Annotated in this window: 15 protein-coding genes; 13 read left to right on the top strand and 2 right to left on the bottom strand. The window is 69.5% G+C overall.

Annotated elements, in window-relative coordinates:
- Positions 1 to 97 precede the first annotated feature (97 nt).
- Positions 98 to 640, top strand: a complete 543-nt coding sequence (locus tag ACIREI_RS16255) for a hypothetical protein (RefSeq protein WP_403333064.1) — start codon at positions 98 to 100, stop codon at positions 638 to 640.
- 195 nt (positions 641 to 835) lie between these two features.
- On the opposite strand, the gene ACIREI_RS16250 is transcribed toward ACIREI_RS16255, so the two are convergent.
- Positions 836 to 1,270 carry a VOC family protein gene (locus ACIREI_RS16250; protein ID WP_403333061.1) on the bottom strand — a complete coding sequence of 145 codons (435 nt, stop codon included), beginning with the start codon at positions 1,268 to 1,270 and terminating at the stop codon, positions 836 to 838.
- A 138-nt stretch (positions 1,271 to 1,408) separates the two neighbouring features.
- On the opposite strand from ACIREI_RS16250, the gene pdxS reads away from it, so the two are divergent.
- The 12 genes from pdxS to relA all read left to right on the top strand — a co-directional run bounded on the left by pdxS (position 1,409) and on the right by relA (position 13,871).
- On the top strand, positions 1,409 to 2,314 hold the full coding sequence (gene pdxS, locus ACIREI_RS16245) for a pyridoxal 5'-phosphate synthase lyase subunit PdxS (protein WP_403333058.1): 906 nt from the start codon (positions 1,409 to 1,411) through the stop codon (positions 2,312 to 2,314).
- 36 nt (positions 2,315 to 2,350) lie between these two features.
- Positions 2,351 to 2,959 (top strand): pyridoxal 5'-phosphate synthase glutaminase subunit PdxT, encoded by a 609-nt coding sequence (gene pdxT, locus ACIREI_RS16240; RefSeq protein ID WP_403333055.1) that lies wholly within the window; start codon positions 2,351 to 2,353, stop codon positions 2,957 to 2,959.
- Between the two features lie 48 nt (positions 2,960 to 3,007).
- On the top strand, positions 3,008 to 3,760 hold the full coding sequence (locus tag ACIREI_RS16235; RefSeq protein ID WP_128427832.1) for a YebC/PmpR family DNA-binding transcriptional regulator: 753 nt from the start codon (positions 3,008 to 3,010) through the stop codon (positions 3,758 to 3,760).
- A gap of 142 nt (positions 3,761 to 3,902) precedes the next feature.
- A complete protein-coding gene (gene ruvC, locus ACIREI_RS16230; protein ID WP_403333677.1) occupies positions 3,903 to 4,451 on the top strand; it encodes a crossover junction endodeoxyribonuclease RuvC in 549 nt (182 codons plus the stop codon).
- The gene (ruvA, locus tag ACIREI_RS16225) at positions 4,448 to 5,053 is read left to right on the top strand and encodes a Holliday junction branch migration protein RuvA (protein ID WP_403333052.1); all 606 of its coding nucleotides are present in this window, start codon (positions 4,448 to 4,450) and stop codon (positions 5,051 to 5,053) included. Before ruvC ends, ruvA begins: the two co-directional genes overlap by 4 nt.
- A 93-nt stretch (positions 5,054 to 5,146) precedes the next feature.
- Positions 5,147 to 6,217, top strand: a complete 1,071-nt coding sequence (ruvB, locus tag ACIREI_RS16220) for a Holliday junction branch migration DNA helicase RuvB (protein WP_403333049.1) — start codon at positions 5,147 to 5,149, stop codon at positions 6,215 to 6,217.
- A 175-nt stretch (positions 6,218 to 6,392) separates the two neighbouring features.
- Positions 6,393 to 6,887, top strand: coding sequence for a preprotein translocase subunit YajC (yajC, locus tag ACIREI_RS16215; protein ID WP_403333046.1), 495 nt, complete (start codon positions 6,393 to 6,395; stop codon positions 6,885 to 6,887).
- A gap of 131 nt (positions 6,888 to 7,018) precedes the next feature.
- Positions 7,019 to 8,794, top strand: coding sequence for a protein translocase subunit SecD (secD, locus tag ACIREI_RS16210; protein WP_403333043.1), 1,776 nt, complete (start codon positions 7,019 to 7,021; stop codon positions 8,792 to 8,794).
- Between the two features lies 1 nt (position 8,795).
- Positions 8,796 to 9,914 carry a protein translocase subunit SecF gene (gene secF / locus ACIREI_RS16205; RefSeq protein ID WP_403333040.1) on the top strand — a complete coding sequence of 373 codons (1,119 nt, stop codon included), beginning with the start codon at positions 8,796 to 8,798 and terminating at the stop codon, positions 9,912 to 9,914.
- Entirely contained in the window at positions 9,911 to 10,450 is a 540-nt protein-coding gene (locus tag ACIREI_RS16200) for an adenine phosphoribosyltransferase (protein ID WP_403333037.1), read from the top strand. Before secF ends, ACIREI_RS16200 begins: the two co-directional genes overlap by 4 nt.
- 271 nt (positions 10,451 to 10,721) lie before the next feature.
- Positions 10,722 to 11,099, top strand: coding sequence for a hypothetical protein (locus ACIREI_RS16195; RefSeq protein WP_403333035.1), 378 nt, complete (start codon positions 10,722 to 10,724; stop codon positions 11,097 to 11,099).
- Between the two features lie 240 nt (positions 11,100 to 11,339).
- The gene (gene relA / locus ACIREI_RS16190) at positions 11,340 to 13,871 is read left to right on the top strand and encodes a GTP pyrophosphokinase (RefSeq protein ID WP_403333032.1); all 2,532 of its coding nucleotides are present in this window, start codon (positions 11,340 to 11,342) and stop codon (positions 13,869 to 13,871) included.
- Positions 13,872 to 13,966: 95 nt separating this feature from the next.
- Here relA and ACIREI_RS16185 read toward each other — a convergent pair whose 3' ends face one another.
- Positions 13,967 to 15,196, bottom strand: a complete 1,230-nt coding sequence (locus tag ACIREI_RS16185) for a DUF349 domain-containing protein (RefSeq protein ID WP_403333029.1) — start codon at positions 15,194 to 15,196, stop codon at positions 13,967 to 13,969.
- Positions 15,197 to 15,295 lie beyond the last annotated feature (99 nt).

The raw sequence follows: 15,295 nt of genomic DNA, 5'->3' as shown, positions 1-15,295 counted from the left end.
ATTTCAGCCCGTCCGGCGTTCGGGGACGAGGCCCGTCCAGGGCCGAAGCGGGGGTCTGGGGGCGGCGGCACCCGGTGACGGAGCTAGTCTGCGGGCCGTGACCGCAACTCTCATCTGGATCCTCGTAGCCCTCGTCGCGATCGGCCTCTACCTGAGCTGGACCGCGGGTCGCCTCGACCGGCTGCACGCCAGGATCGACGCGGCGCGCGCCGCCCTCGACGCACAGCTGCTGCGCCGCGCGTCGGTGGCCCAGGAACTGGCCACCTCCGGCGTGCTGGATCCGGCCGCGTCGATCGTCCTGTACGAGGCCGCCCATGCCGCCCGGCAGGCCGAGGAGGAGCAGCGGGAGGTCGCCGAGAGCGAGCTGAGCCAGGCGCTGCGGGCCGTGTTCGCCGAGACCCAGCAGGTGGAAGCCGTACGGGAGGCGCCCGGAGGCGAGGAGGCGGCCCGTGAGCTGACCGAGGCGATCCGCCGGGTACCGATGGCCCGCCGCTTCCACAACGACGCCGTACGAGCCGCCCGGGCCCTGCGGCGACACCGTAAGGTCCGCTGGTTCCGCCTGGCGGGCCACGCCCCGTTCCCCCTGGCCTTCGAGATGGACGACGAGCCCCCGGCGGCCCTGGCGGACCGGGCGGGCTAGCGCGGACCGGCGGCGGATCGGGACGGCTGAAAGAAACGGTGCAGGCCGGCCAAGCCGAGCCGGGCGTGGCGGGTGTGCCCCCGCGCGAGCCGGGCGTGGCGGGTGTGCCCCCGCGCGAGCCGGGCGAAGCCGATTCAGGGGTGAGGGAGCGCGTGCCAGAGGCCGCGACGCCGGCATGATCCGGGCGGACAGGCCTTAGGACGTGCCGAAGTCGGGCAGCGTGAGGGAACCGTCCTCGGCGAGCGGGAAGCCGGGGTTGTGCGCGATCTCCCAGGCGTGGCCGTCCGGGTCGACGAAGCAGCCGGAGTAGAAGCCGACGGCGTTCGTGGCGGCCGGCTTGGTGACCGTCGCTCCGGCCCGTTGCGCGGCCGTGAGCAGGGCGTCGACCTCGGCGTCGGAGCGGACGTTGTGGGCCAGGGCGATCCCGCCGAAGCCGGCGGCCGTGCCGTCCGTCAGGCCGCAGTCCCGCGCGAGCTTGTCGCGGCCCCACAGGACCAGGGCCAGCCCGCCCGCCTGGAAGAAGACGGTCTCCTCGACCTCCTGTCCCCGCCAGCCCAGGGCCTCGTAGAAGGCCCGGGAGCGCGCCACATCGGAAACCCCCAGCGTGACCAGACTGATGCGCTGTTCCATGCGAGGACACTAACGCCGCCAGGCGCCCAGATCCTGGGAAAACGATCCACCGCCTCACCATTGGCCCTTGAAGTGGCCCCCGCCCCTCACGTTTCCTCGTTGCTTGCAGTAGCCCTTTTTCACCGAGCGAGGTCACCCGTGTCCACTTCCGAAAACCAGGCCCCCGAGACCGGCACCGCGCGCGTGAAGCGCGGCATGGCCGAGCAGCTCAAGGGCGGCGTGATCATGGACGTCGTCACGCCGGAGCAGGCGAAGATCGCCGAGGACGCGGGCGCCGTCGCCGTCATGGCCCTGGAGCGGGTCCCGGCGGACATCCGCAAGGACGGCGGCGTGGCACGCATGTCCGACCCGGACATGATCGAGGGCATCATCGACGCCGTCTCGATCCCGGTCATGGCCAAGTCCCGCATCGGCCACTTCGTCGAGGCGCAGGTCCTGCAGTCCCTCGGCGTCGACTACATCGACGAGTCCGAGGTCCTCACCCCGGCCGACGAGGTCAACCACTCCGACAAGTGGTCCTTCACGACCCCGTTCGTCTGTGGCGCCACCAACCTGGGCGAGGCCCTGCGCCGCATCGCCGAGGGCGCGGCCATGATCCGCTCCAAGGGCGAGGCCGGCACGGGCAACGTCGTCGAGGCCGTCCGCCACCTGCGCCAGATCAAGAACGAGATCGCCAAGCTGCGCGGCTTCGACAACCACGAGCTGTACGCCGCCGCCAAGGAGCTGCGCGCCCCGTACGAGCTGGTCAAGGAGGTCGCCGAGCTCGGCAAGCTCCCGGTGGTGCTGTTCTCCGCCGGCGGTGTGGCCACCCCCGCCGACGCCGCGCTCATGCGCCAGCTCGGCGCCGAGGGCGTCTTCGTCGGCTCCGGCATCTTCAAGTCCGGCGACCCGGCCAAGCGCGCCGCCGCCATCGTGAAGGCGACCACCTTCTACGACGACCCGAAGATCATCGCGGACGCGTCCCGCAACCTCGGCGAGGCCATGGTCGGCATCAACTGCGACACCCTCCCCGAGACCGAGCGCTACGCCAACCGCGGCTGGTAAGCACCCCTCCGGCATCCCTGCAAGGACTGCACGTACATGACTGACGCACCCGTCATAGGCGTCCTGGCCCTCCAGGGCGACGTACGGGAGCACCTCATCGCCCTGGCCGCGGCCGACGCCGTGGCCAGGCCGGTGCGGCGCCCCGAAGAGCTCGCCGAGGTCGACGGCCTCGTCATCCCCGGCGGCGAGTCCACGACCATCTCCAAGCTGGCCGTCCTCTTCGGCGTGATGGAGCCCCTACGCGCGCGCGTGCAGGACGGCATGCCCGTCTACGGCACCTGCGCCGGCATGATCATGCTCGCCGACAAGATCCTCGACCCGCGCTCGGGCCAGGAGACGATCGGCGGCATCGACATGATCGTGCGCCGCAACGCCTTCGGACGGCAGAACGAGTCCTTCGAGGCGGCGCTCGACGTGAAGGGTGTCGAGGGCGATCCCGTGGAGGGCGTCTTCATCCGCGCTCCCTGGGTCGAGTCCGTCGGCGCCGAGGCCGAGGTCCTCGCCGAGCACGACGGTCACATCGTCGCGGTCCGCCAGGGCAACGCGCTGGCCACGTCGTTCCACCCGGAACTGACCGGCGACCACCGCGTGCACGGCCTGTTCGTCGACATGGTGCGCGCGAACCGGACAGCGGAGTCCTTGTAGGATCTCTGGCGTTCGTTCATAGATGGGTTACGCGAAGGAGACAGGCAGATGTCCGGCCACTCTAAATGGGCCACGACGAAGCACAAGAAGGCCGTGATCGACGCCAAGCGCGGCAAGCTCTTCGCGAAGCTGATCAAGAACATCGAGGTCGCGGCGCGTATGGGCGGCGTCGACCTCGACGGCAACCCGACGCTCTATGACGCCGTCCAGAAGGCCAAGAAGCAGTCGGTGCCGAACAAGAACATCGACTCCGCGATCAAGCGCGGTGGCGGTCTCGAGGCCGGCGGCGCCGACTACGAGACGATCATGTACGAGGGCTACGGACCGAACGGCGTCGCGGTGCTCATCGAGTGCCTCACCGACAACCGCAACCGCGCCGCCTCCGACGTCCGTGTCGCCATGACCCGCAACGGCGGCAACATGGCAGACCCGGGCTCGGTGTCGTACATGTTCAGCCGCAAGGGCGTCGTCATCGTCCCCAAGGGTGAGCTGACCGAGGACGACGTCCTCACCGCCGTACTGGACGCGGGCGCCGAGGAGGTCAACGACCTCGGTGAGTCCTTCGAGGTCATCAGCGAGGCCACCGACCTGGTCGCGGTCCGCACCGCCCTCCAGGAGGCCGGTATCGACTACGACTCCGCCGACTCCAGCTTCGTGCCGTCCGTCCAGGTCGAACTGGACGAGGAGGGCGCCAAGAAGATCTTCAAGCTGATCGACGCGCTCGAGGACAGCGACGACGTCCAGAACGTCTTCGCCAACTTCGATGTCAGCGACGAGATCATGGAGAAGGTCGACGCATAGCGCTGCCGCGAGCCGAACGAGCTCAACGGGCCGACGGGAACACCCCCCGTCGGCCCGTCGCTTTGCCGGGCGTTGGTGTCCGACGTTGTCAGTGGCACCCGATAGCCTGCACAAACAGGCGATGGACAGGGAGGGGCGCGGCGTGCGCGTGCTGGGGGTGGACCCGGGGCTGACCCGATGCGGTGTGGGAGTGGTCGAAGGCGTCGCCGGACGCCCGCTCACCATGCTCGGCGTCGGCGTCGTCCGCACGCCCGCGGACGCCGAGTTGGGACTCCGCCTCGTCGCCATCGAGCAGGGCATCGAGGAGTGGCTGGACGAGCATCGGCCCGAATTCGTCGCCGTGGAGCGGGTGTTCAGCCAGCACAACGTCCGTACGGTGATGGGCACCGCCCAGGCCAGCGCCGTCGCCATGCTCTGCGCCGCCCGCCGCGGCATCCCGGTCGCCCTGCACACCCCCAGCGAGGTCAAGGCCGCCGTCACCGGCAGCGGCCGCGCCGACAAGGCACAGGTCGGTGCCATGGTCACCCGCCTGCTGCGGCTCAGCGCCCCGCCCAAGCCCGCCGACGCCGCCGACGCCCTCGCGCTCGCCATCTGCCACATCTGGCGCGCCCCCGCGCAGAACCGACTCCAGCAGGCCGTGGCCCTGCACGCAGCCAAAGCACCGACCACGTCGAAAGGCCGAACGGCATGATCGCCTTCGTCAGCGGCCCGGTCGCCGCCCTTGCCCCGGACTCCGCCGTGGTCGAGGTGGGCGGGATCGGCATCGCCGTCCAATGCACGCCGAACACCCTCTCGGGACTGCGGATGGGCCAGCAGACCAAGCTGGCCACGTCCCTGGTCGTCCGCGAGGACTCGCTCACCCTGTACGGCTTCGCGGACGACGACGAACGCCAGATCTTCGAGCTGCTCCAGACCGCGAGCGGCGTCGGCCCCCGCCTGGCCCAGGCCATGCTGGCCGTCCACTCCCCGGACGCCCTGCGCCGCGCGGTGTCGACCGGCGACGAGAAGGCCCTGACCGCCGTCCCCGGCATCGGCAAGAAGGGCGCCCAGAAGCTGCTGCTCGAACTGAAGGACCGGCTGGGCGAGCCGATCGGAGCCCCGGTGGTCGGCGCACCGGTCACCCAGGGCTGGCGCGACCAACTGCACGCGGCTTTGATCGGCTTGGGATACGCGACCCGCGAGGCCGACGAGGCCGTGTCCGCCGTAGCACCGCAGGCCGAAGCCGCTGGGGGCACGCCACAAGTCGGCCAGTTGCTCAAGGCCGCTCTGCAGAGCCTCAACAGAGCCCGCTGACGACCGGCTTGCCGAAAGGCCGCAAGGCGCTGTGCCGGGGCATGCCCCGATCCTCGTACGACCCACCCGACCGCGACCCCCGAGGCACACTCCATGAACTGGGACGACACGACCGGCACCCCCGCCGCCGAGCGGCTCGTCGGCGCGTCCGCCGACCGTGAGGACCAGGCCGTCGAGGCCGCCCTGCGCCCCAAGGACCTGGACGAGTTCATCGGTCAGGAAAAGGTCCGCGAGCAGCTCGACCTCGTCCTGCGCGCCGCACGCGCGCGTGGCGCCACCGCCGACCACGTACTGCTCTCCGGCGCCCCCGGCCTCGGCAAGACCACGCTCTCCATGATCATCGCGGCCGAGATGGGCGCCCCCATCCGCATCACGTCCGGTCCCGCCATCCAGCACGCCGGCGACCTCGCCGCGATCCTCTCCTCCCTCCAGGAGGGTGAGGTCCTCTTCCTCGACGAGATCCACCGCATGTCCCGGCCCGCCGAGGAGATGCTCTACATGGCGATGGAGGACTTCCGTGTCGACGTCATCGTCGGCAAGGGGCCCGGCGCCACCGCCATCCCACTCGAACTCCCGCCGTTCACCCTGGTCGGCGCCACCACGCGCGCGGGTCTGCTGCCGCCCCCGCTGCGCGACCGCTTCGGCTTCACCGCGCACATGGAGTTCTACGAGCCCAGAGAGCTGGAGCGCGTCATCCACCGCTCGGCCGGCCTGCTCGACGTCGAGATCGAGGCCGACGGCGCCGCCGAGATCGCCGGCCGCTCCCGCGGCACGCCCCGCATCGCCAACCGCCTGCTGCGCCGCGTCCGCGACTACGCCCAGGTCAAGGCCGACGGGATCATCACCAGGGACATCGCGGCGGCCGCCCTGGCCGTCTACGAGGTCGACGCCCGCGGCCTCGACCGGCTCGACCGCGCCGTCCTGGAAGCCCTGCTCAAGCTGTTCGGCGGCGGCCCGGTCGGCCTGTCCACGCTCGCGGTGGCGGTGGGGGAGGAGCGCGAGACCGTCGAGGAGGTCGCCGAGCCCTTCCTCGTACGGGAGGGCCTGCTCGCCCGCACCCCGCGCGGCCGGGTCGGCACACCCGCGGCATGGGCGCACCTCGGCCTCACGCCGCCTCGCTCACAAGCTGCGGGAAACGGACAACAGGATCTCTTCGGGGCGTGATGACGCGGTGACGGCGAGGGCATTGGCCGGAGCAGGAACCCCGGTGCCATGCTGAGCGTTGTTCCATGCATGCGGACTCGCTTAGACTCCGCCGATGCCGCCTTTGTCGACGGCATACATACCCCCAACCATCAGGCCGCTCACCATCGCGGTCGTGTGAAGGAAGTACCGACCCGTGAGTCTCGTGACCCTCCTCCCGTTCATCGTGCTCATCGGGGCCATGTTCCTGATGACCCGGTCGGCCAAGAAGAAGCAGCAGCAGGCGGCCGACATGCGGAACCAAATGCAGCCCGGCAGCGGCGTCCGCACCATCGGGGGCATGTACGCAACGGTCAAGGAGGTCAGTGACGACACGGTCCTCCTTGACGCCGGCCCGGGCGTCGAGCTCCTCTTCGCCAAGAACGCGATCGGTGCCGTCCTCTCCGACGACGAGTACAACCGCATCGTGCACGGCATCGAGCACGACCTGAAGTCCGACGTCGTCCCGGACGACGCCTCCTCCCTCACCGAGACCGACGAGCCCGCCGCCGACGCTGCCGCCGCCTCCGACGACAAGTCCGTCGACCTCGGCAAGAAGGACGAGGCCGAGGAGACGTCCGACGACGCCGCGGCCGAGGCCAAGACGGACGCGGAGCCGAAGAAGTCCGACGGCGAGTCCGACGCGAAGTAGCCGTGTTCCGGGGCGCGCGGGCCATGCCTGCGCGCCCCGGAACATGCCGATCTCGCACGGGATCCCGATACCAGTCATGGCCGCTCGCCCGCTGACCTGGCGCGAGGCGGCCCGAGAGGGAGTACGAGAAGGTGGCAGCACCTAAGAAGGGCCGGAACGCGAGCGCCCAGAGCAAGCCAGGGCGCTCGCTGGCCCTCATCCTGATCGCCATCGTGGCGCTCACCGGGGGGATGTTCGCCTCAGGGCACACCACTCCGCGTCTCGGCATCGACCTGGCCGGCGGCACGAGCATCACGCTCACCGCGGTCCCGGAAAAGGGCCAGGAATCCGCGATCAACAAGACCAACATGAACACCGCGGTCGACATCATGAACCGCCGTGTCAATGGTCTTGGTGTCTCCGAGGCCGAGGTTCAGACCCAGGGCGACAAGAACATCATCGTCAATATCCCCAAGGGCACGAACTCCAGGGAGGCGCGGGACCAGGTCGGCACCACCGCCAAGCTCTACTTCCGGCCCGTCCTGCAGCGGGAGGCCGTCGCCGGCTCGGCGACGCCCACCCCGAGCGCGAGCCCCAGCGGGAGCGGCTCCCCGAGTGCCTCCAGCACCGGCAAGGCCGGCGCCGGGGACTCCGTGAGCTCCGGCTCCGCCAGCCCGTCGGCCACCGCCACCTCGCAGGGCCGTGCCGTCACCGACGCGCTGAAGGCCGACGCCACGCCGTCCACGAGCAGCAGCCCCAACGCGTCCGGCAGCCCTTCGCCGTCCGCGTCGAGCGGCTCCGACGCCGCGACCGACAAGCTGCAGAAGGAGTACGCCGCGCTCGACTGCGCCAACCCGAAGCAGCGGGCAGCCGCCGGCAAGGGAGCGAAGCCGGGCCAGTCCACCGTCGCCTGTGGCCAGGACGGCGAGGTGTGGAGCAAGTTCCTGCTGGGCCCGGTCGCCGTCGACGGCACCGAGATCAAGAAGGCCGCGGCGACCTTCAACACCCAGAGCGCCGCGGGCTGGCAGGTCGACATGACCTTCAACTCCAGCGGTTCCGACAAGTTCGGCGACATCACCGCCAAGCTGGCGCAGCAGACCAGCCCGCTGAACGAGTTCGCCATCGTTCTGGACGACAAGGTCGTCTCCCACCCGTACGTCCAGAGCGCCATCACGGGTGGTAACGCGCAGATCTCCGGCAGCTTCACCCAGGAAGAGGCCGAGAGCCTCGCCAACATGCTGTCGTACGGTGCCCTGCCGCTGACCTTCAAGGAGTCCAGCGTCACCACGGTGACCGCGGCCCTCGGTGGCGAGCAGCTGCAAGCCGGTCTGATCGCGGGCGCGATCGGTCTCGCCCTGGTCGTGCTCTACCTGCTGGTCTACTACCGCGGCCTGTCGTTCATCGCCATCCTCTCGTTGCTGGTCTCCGCGGCTCTCACCTACACGATCATGTCGCTGCTCGGCCCGACCATCGGCTTCGCGCTGAACCTGCCGGCCGTCTGCGGTGCCATCGTCGCGATCGGCATCACGGCGGACTCGTTCATCGTGTACTTCGAACGCGTCCGTGACGAGATCCGCGAGGGCCGCACGCTGCGCCCCGCCGTCGAGCGGGCCTGGCCGCGCGCCCGGCGCACCATCCTGGTCTCCGACTTCGTGTCGTTCCTCGCCGCCGCGGTGCTGTTCGTCGTCACCGTCGGCAAGGTCCAGGGCTTCGCGTTCACGCTCGGCTTGACCACCCTCCTCGACGTGGTCGTCGTGTTCCTGTTCACCAAGCCGCTGCTGACGCTCCTGGCGCGCAGGGAGTTCTTCGCGGGCGGCCACAAGTGGTCCGGCCTCGACCCGAAGCGACTGGGTGCCAAGCCTCCGCTGCGCCGCACCCGCCGTCCCGCCGGTCCTGCCGCCGGCCCTGTCGACCCGAAGGAGGCGTGAGATGTCGAAGCTCGGCAACCTCGGCGCCCGACTGCACCGTGGCGAGGTCGGCTATGACTTCGTCGGCAACCGCAAGATCTGGTACGGCATCTCGATCCTGATCACCATCACGGCCATCGTCGGCCTGGCGGTCCGCGGCCTCAACATGGGCATCGAGTTCGAGGGCGGAGCGGTCTTCACCACTCCGGAGAAGACGGCCGTCTCGGTGGCCCAGGCCGAGAAGTACGCGGAGGAGGCGTCCGGCCACGACGCCATCGTCCAGAAACTCGGTAACGGCAGCCTGCGCATCCAGGTCGCGGGCATCGACACCAACGAGGCCGACAAGGTCTCGACGCAGCTGGCCAAGGACATGGGCGTCAACGAGAACGACGTCACGGGTGAGCTGGTCGGCCCCAGCTGGGGTGAGCAGATCGCCGCCAAGGCCTGGCAGGGCCTCGGCATCTTCCTGGTACTCGTGGTGATCTATCTGGCGATCGCGTTCGAGTGGCGCATGGCGCTCGCCGCGTTCGTCGCACTGATCCACGACATCACCATCACGGTCGGTATCTACGCCCTCGTCGGCTTCGAGGTCACACCGGGCACCGTGATCGGTCTGTTGACGATCCTCGGTTACTCGCTCTACGACACGGTCGTCGTCTTCGACAGCCTCAAGGAGCAGACCAAGGACATCACCAAGCAGACCCGCTGGACTTACAGCGACGTCGCCAACCGCTCGATCAACAGCACCCTGGTCCGCTCCGTCAACACCACGGTGGTCGCGCTGCTGCCGGTGGCGGGCCTGCTGTTCATCGGTGGCGGCTTCCTCGGCGCCGGCATGCTCAACGACATCTCGCTGTCGCTGTTCGTCGGCCTCGCGGCCGGTGCGTACTCCTCGATCTTCATCGCCACGCCGCTCGTCGCCGACCTCAAGGAGCTCGAGCCGCGGATGAAGGCCCTGAAGAAGCGCGTGCTCGCCAAGCGGGCGCAGGCCGGAGCGCAGGGCGAGACCGCGGAGGCCGTGGCCGACGACGAGCAGTTCGACGACGAGCCGGAGGACGCCGCCCCCGCGGTCGTCGGACCCCGCAACCAGCCCGCGTCCCGCAACCGGGGCCGCGGCCGACCCTCGGGGAAGCGCCGATGACCGGCATCGAGGAGCTGCTGCTCAGCCGTATCCGTGACGTCGCGGACTACCCGGAGCCGGGCGTGATGTTCAAGGACATCACCCCGCTCCTGGCGGACCCGGCGGCGTTCACGGCGCTCACCGACGCGCTCGCCGAGATCGCCGCGAACACCGACGCCACGAAGATCGTCGGCCTCGAGGCCCGGGGCTTCATCCTCGGCGCCCCCGTCGCCGTCCGCGCGGGCATCGGCTTCATCCCGGTCCGCAAGGCGGGCAAGCTCCCCGGAGCGACGCTCAGCCAGGCGTACGACCTGGAGTACGGCTCCGCCGAGATCGAGGTGCACGCCGAGGACCTGAGCGCGGGCGACCGCGTCCTGGTGGTCGACGACGTGCTCGCCACCGGTGGCACGGTCGAAGCCTCACTCCAGCTCATCCGCCGTGCCGGAGCCGAGGTCGCCGGTGTCGCGATCCTCATGGAGCTCGGGTTCCTCGGTGGTCGGCAGCGGCTTGCGCCTGCTCTGTCAGGTGCGCCTTTGGAGACGTTGATCACCGTCTGAGGTCGGCGCCGGCAGGTGAAAAAGGGTGCTCCGGGTTTCCCGGAGCACCCTTTCTGCTGCCTTGTGTGCGAAATGTGCAGATGAAGTGACTTTGCCATGCATTAGACGGATTCCTCAGAAGTTGCTCAACTTCCTTGAGGCGAGCGGGGGGTGATGAGCAAGATCTATTACGACCAGCCCGTCGGCTCGACCAACCCACCTGTGGGTGCCGGCGGGAACCCGAAAACGGAGGAATCAAGTGTCAATCTCGCGCAAGATCGTCACGGGGGCCGTGACCCTTGTATCCGCGGCAGCGATCTCCGCCGCAGCGGCTCCCGCGAACGCGACGCAGGCGGACGCCTCGTCCGAGCGCGCTACGCGCTGTTCGAGCTCCTGGAAGAACGCGGGCGCCGTCCCCGGCCGCTGGAGCAAGGTCAAGAACTCCGACTGCAGCATCATCGGCCACGATGGTTTCAAGATCGGCTACCAGTGGGCCGTCGAGCGGGGTGGCAGCATCTGCGTCAAGGTGAAGGGCTTCAATGCTCAGCACAAGCTGAGGTGGTACGACGCCGGCTGCTCCAAGAAGGGCTCCGTCAAGGTGCCGTGGGGGAACGTCGCCGACATCAAGGAGATGAAGGTCAAGGGCACCGCCCTCTTCAAGTGGCGCTGACCGCTCCGCAGTTGTCCGCGAACACTGCACGGACCGGTCTGAGCTTCGACCGCCCCCGCAGTTGCGCGCCGACCGCGTAGAGTGACCGAGGCGGGCCCGGAGGAATCCGGCGCCCGCCTCGTGCGTTTCTCGGGTAGACGGCCCTCACATCGGGCTGAAGGCGATCCTGGGGCGCAGGATCGCTACCATGGGGTCTCCGGAGCCTGACCGGGGGACCCGGATCGCGCACGAGGAGCCCTCTTGCCAGACGAGGCCCAGCACCTGACCGCCGCCAAGCCCGAGTCCGCCTCGGCACCCGCGGCGAAGCCCGCGCCGAACGCGCCGCACGCGAAGAACGACACCCGCGGGCCGGTCGAGCATGCCCAGTCCGCGCCCGTCGACAAGTCGGCCGACCAGTCGCGACCCAAGCCCACCCCGCCCGAGCGCCCCGCACCGGCCGTCCGGCCGAACACCGGCCAGCCCGCCCGCTCCGGCTCCTCCAACCGCGTCCGCGCCCGCCTCGCCCGTCTCGGCGTCCAGCGCTCCAACCCGTACAACCCGGTCCTGGAGCCGTTGCTGCGGATAGTGCGCAGCAACGACCCGAAGATCGAGACGGCCACACTCCGCAAGATCGAGACCGCCTACCAGGTCGCCGAGCGCTGGCACCGCGGCCAGAAGCGCAAGAGCGGCGACCCGTACATCACGCACCCGCTCGCGGTCACCACCATCCTCGCCGAGCTGGGCATGGATCCGGCCACCCTGATGGCGGGCCTGCTGCACGACACCGTCGAGGACACCGAGTACGGCCTCGACCAGCTCCGCCGCGACTTCGGCGACTCGGTCGCCCTGCTCGTCGACGGCGTCACCAAGCTGGACAAGGTCAAGTTCGGCGAGGCCGCGCAGGCCGAGACCGTGCGCAAGATGGTCGTCGCCATGGCCAAGGACCCCCGCGTCCTGGTCATCAAGCTCGCCGACCGCCTGCACAACATGCGCACCATGCGCTACCTCAAGCGCGAGAAGCAGGAGAAGAAGGCGCGCGAGACCCTCGAGATCTACGCGCCCCTCGCCCACCGCCTCGGCATGAACACCATCAAATGGGAGCTGGAGGACCTCGCCTTCGCGATCCTCTACCCCAAGATGTACGACGAAATCGTACGGCTGGTGGCCGAGCGGGCACCGAAGCGTGACGAGTACCTGGCCATAGTGACCGACGAGGTCCAGCAGGACCTGCGGGCCGCCCGCATCAAGGCGACCGTCACCGGCCGCCCGAAGCACTACTACAGCGTCTACCAGAAGATGATCGTCCGCGGCCGTGACTTCGCGGAGATCTACGACCTGGTGGGCATTCGTGTACTTGTCGACACGGTCCGCGACTGTTACGCCGCCCTCGGCACCGTGCACGCGCGATGGAACCCGGTCCCGGGCCGGTTCAAGGACTACATCGCGATGCCCAAGTTCAACATGTACCAGTCGCTGCACACGACGGTCATCGGCCCGAACGGCAAGCCCGTCGAGCTGCAGATCCGCACCTTCGACATGCACCGCCGCGCCGAGTACGGCATCGCCGCGCACTGGAAGTACAAGCAGGAGGCCGTCGCCGGCGCCTCCAAGGTGCGCACCGACGTGCCCAAGGCCGGCAAGGGCAAGGACGACCACCTCAACGACATGGCGTGGCTGCGCCAGCTGCTGGACTGGCAGAAGGAGACCGAGGACCCGGGCGAGTTCCTGGAGTCCCTGCGCTTCGACCTGTCCCGCAACGAGGTCTTCGTCTTCACCCCCAAGGGCGATGTCATAGCGCTCCCGGCCGGCGCGACCCCGGTCGACTTCTCGTACGCCGTGCACACCGAGGTCGGCCACCGCACCATAGGGGCACGGGTCAACGGCCGCCTCGTACCGCTCGAATCCACCCTGGACAACGGCGACTTGGTAGAGGTCTTCACCTCCAAGGCGCCCGGTGCGGGCCCCTCCCGCGACTGGCTCGGCTTCGTGAAGTCGCCGCGCGCCCGCAACAAGATCCGCGCCTGGTTCTCCAAGGAACGCCGCGACGAGGCGATCGAGCAGGGCAAGGACGCCATCGTCCGGGCGATGCGCAAGCAGAACCTGCCGATCCAGCGCATCCTGACCGGCGACTCGCTGGTCACGCTCGCGCACGAGATGCGGTACGCAGACATCTCCGCGCTGTACGCGGCGATCGGCGAGGGGCATGTCTCCGCGCAGAACATCGTGCAGAAGCTCGTCCAGGCGCTCGGCGGCGAAGAAGCCGCCACGGAGGAGATCGACGAGTCGGTCCCGCCGACCCGCGGTCGCAGTCGCAAGCGCCGCTCCAGCGCCGACCCGGGCGTCGTGGTCAAGGGCGTCGACGACGTGTGGGTCAAGCTGGCCCGCTGTTGTACGCCCGTACCCGGCGACCCGATCATCGGCTTCGTCACACGCGGTAGTGGTGTATCGGTTCACCGCAGCGACTGTGTGAACGTGGAGTCACTGTCCCGCGAGCCCGAGCGCATCCTCGACGTCGAGTGGGCGCCCACGCAGTCCTCGGTCTTCCTGGTCGCCATCCAGGTCGAGGCCCTGGACCGCTCCCGCCTGCTCTCCGACGTCACCCGCGTGTTGTCGGACCAGCACGTCAACATCCTCTCCGCGGCCGTCCAGACCTCCCGCGACCGCGTCGCCACCTCCCGCTTCACCTTCGAGATGGGCGACCCCAAGCACCTCGGGCACGTCCTCAAGGCGGTCAGGGGCGTCGAGGGCGTGTACGACGTGTACCGCGTGACGTCGGCGCGCAGCCGGTCGTAGGACACGACGAGCTCGAACCACGAGCGGGTACGACGAGAAGGGCCCCGTACGCGATGTACGGGGCCCTTCTCGTCGTAAAGCTGCCGTCCCGGCCGTCAGCCGCCGAACTCCTGCAGGCCCTTCAGCGCCTGGTCCAGCAGCGCCTGGCGGCCCTCCAGTTCACGCTCGAGCTTGTCGGCCTTGGCGTTGTTGCCCTGGGCGCGCGACTGCTCGATCTGCCCCTTCAGCTTGTCCACGGCGGCCTGGAGCTGACCGGTCAGCCCCTCGGCACGCGCGCGTGCCTCCGGGTTGGTCCGGCGCCACTCGGCCTCCTCGGCCTCCTGGATGGCCCGCTCGACGGCGTGCATCCGGCCCTCGACCTTGGGGCGGGCGTCGCGCGGCACATGGCCGATGGCCTCCCAGCGCTCGTTGATCGAGCGGAAGGCGGCCCGCGTGCCCTTCAGGTCGCCGATCGGCAGGAGCTTCTCGGCCTCCTCGGCCAGCTCCTCCTTCAGCTTCAGGTTCTCCGCCTGCTCGGCGTCGCGCTCGGCGAAGACCGAGCTGCGGGCCGCGAAGAAGATGTCCTGGGCGCCGCGGAAGCGGTTCCACAGGTCGTCCTCGTGCTCGCGCTGGGCGCGGCCGGCGGCCTTCCACTCCGACATCAGCTCGCGGTAGCGCGCCGCCGTCGGACCCCAGTCGGTCGAAGCCGACAGCGACTCGGCCTCCGCGACCAGCCGCTCCTTGGTCTTGCGGGCCTCCTCGCGCTGCGCGTCCAGCTGCGCGAAGTGCGCCTTGCGGCGCTTGGAGAACGCCGACCGGGCGTGCGAGAAGCGGTGCCACAGCTCGTCGTCCGACTTGCGGTCCAGCCGCGGCAGCCCCTTCCAGGTGTCCACCAGGGCCCGCAGCCGCTCACCGGCAGCCCGCCACTGGTCGGACTGGGCCAGCTCCTCCGCCTCGGTGACCAGCGCTTCCTTGGCGTGCCGGGCCTCGTCGGACTGCTTCGCACGCTGCTGCTTGCGCTCCTCGCGGCGCTTGTCGACGGTCTCGACCAGCTTGTCCAGGCGGGTCCGCAGGGCGTCCAGGTCGCCGACCGCGTGGTGCGCGTCGACCTGCTCACGGATATGGTCGATCGCGGTCTGCGCGTCCTTCGCAGACAGGTCGGTGGTCTTCACTCGCTTCTCGAGGAGGCCGATCTCGACAACCAGGCCCTCGTACTTGCGCTCGAAGTAGGCCAGCGCCTCCTCAGGGGAGCCGGCCTGCCAGGATCCGACAACCTGCTCGCCGTCGGCCGTACGCACGTACACGGTCCCCGTCTCGTCGACGCGGCCCCACGGGTCGCTGCTCACAGCGCCTCCTCCACATGATGCCTGCGAGGGGCTTGTGTTCCCCCGGGCATCGTCCACAGTTTCGTCACGGCCAACATAGGCGACCGGCGGGTTGCCTGT

The sequence above is a fragment of the Streptomyces sp. NPDC093591 genome, assembly GCF_044764885.1.
In the GTDB taxonomy this organism is placed as follows: Bacteria; Actinomycetota; Actinomycetes; order Streptomycetales; family Streptomycetaceae; genus Streptomyces.
This window is presented reverse-complemented; position numbering and strand designations above follow the sequence as displayed.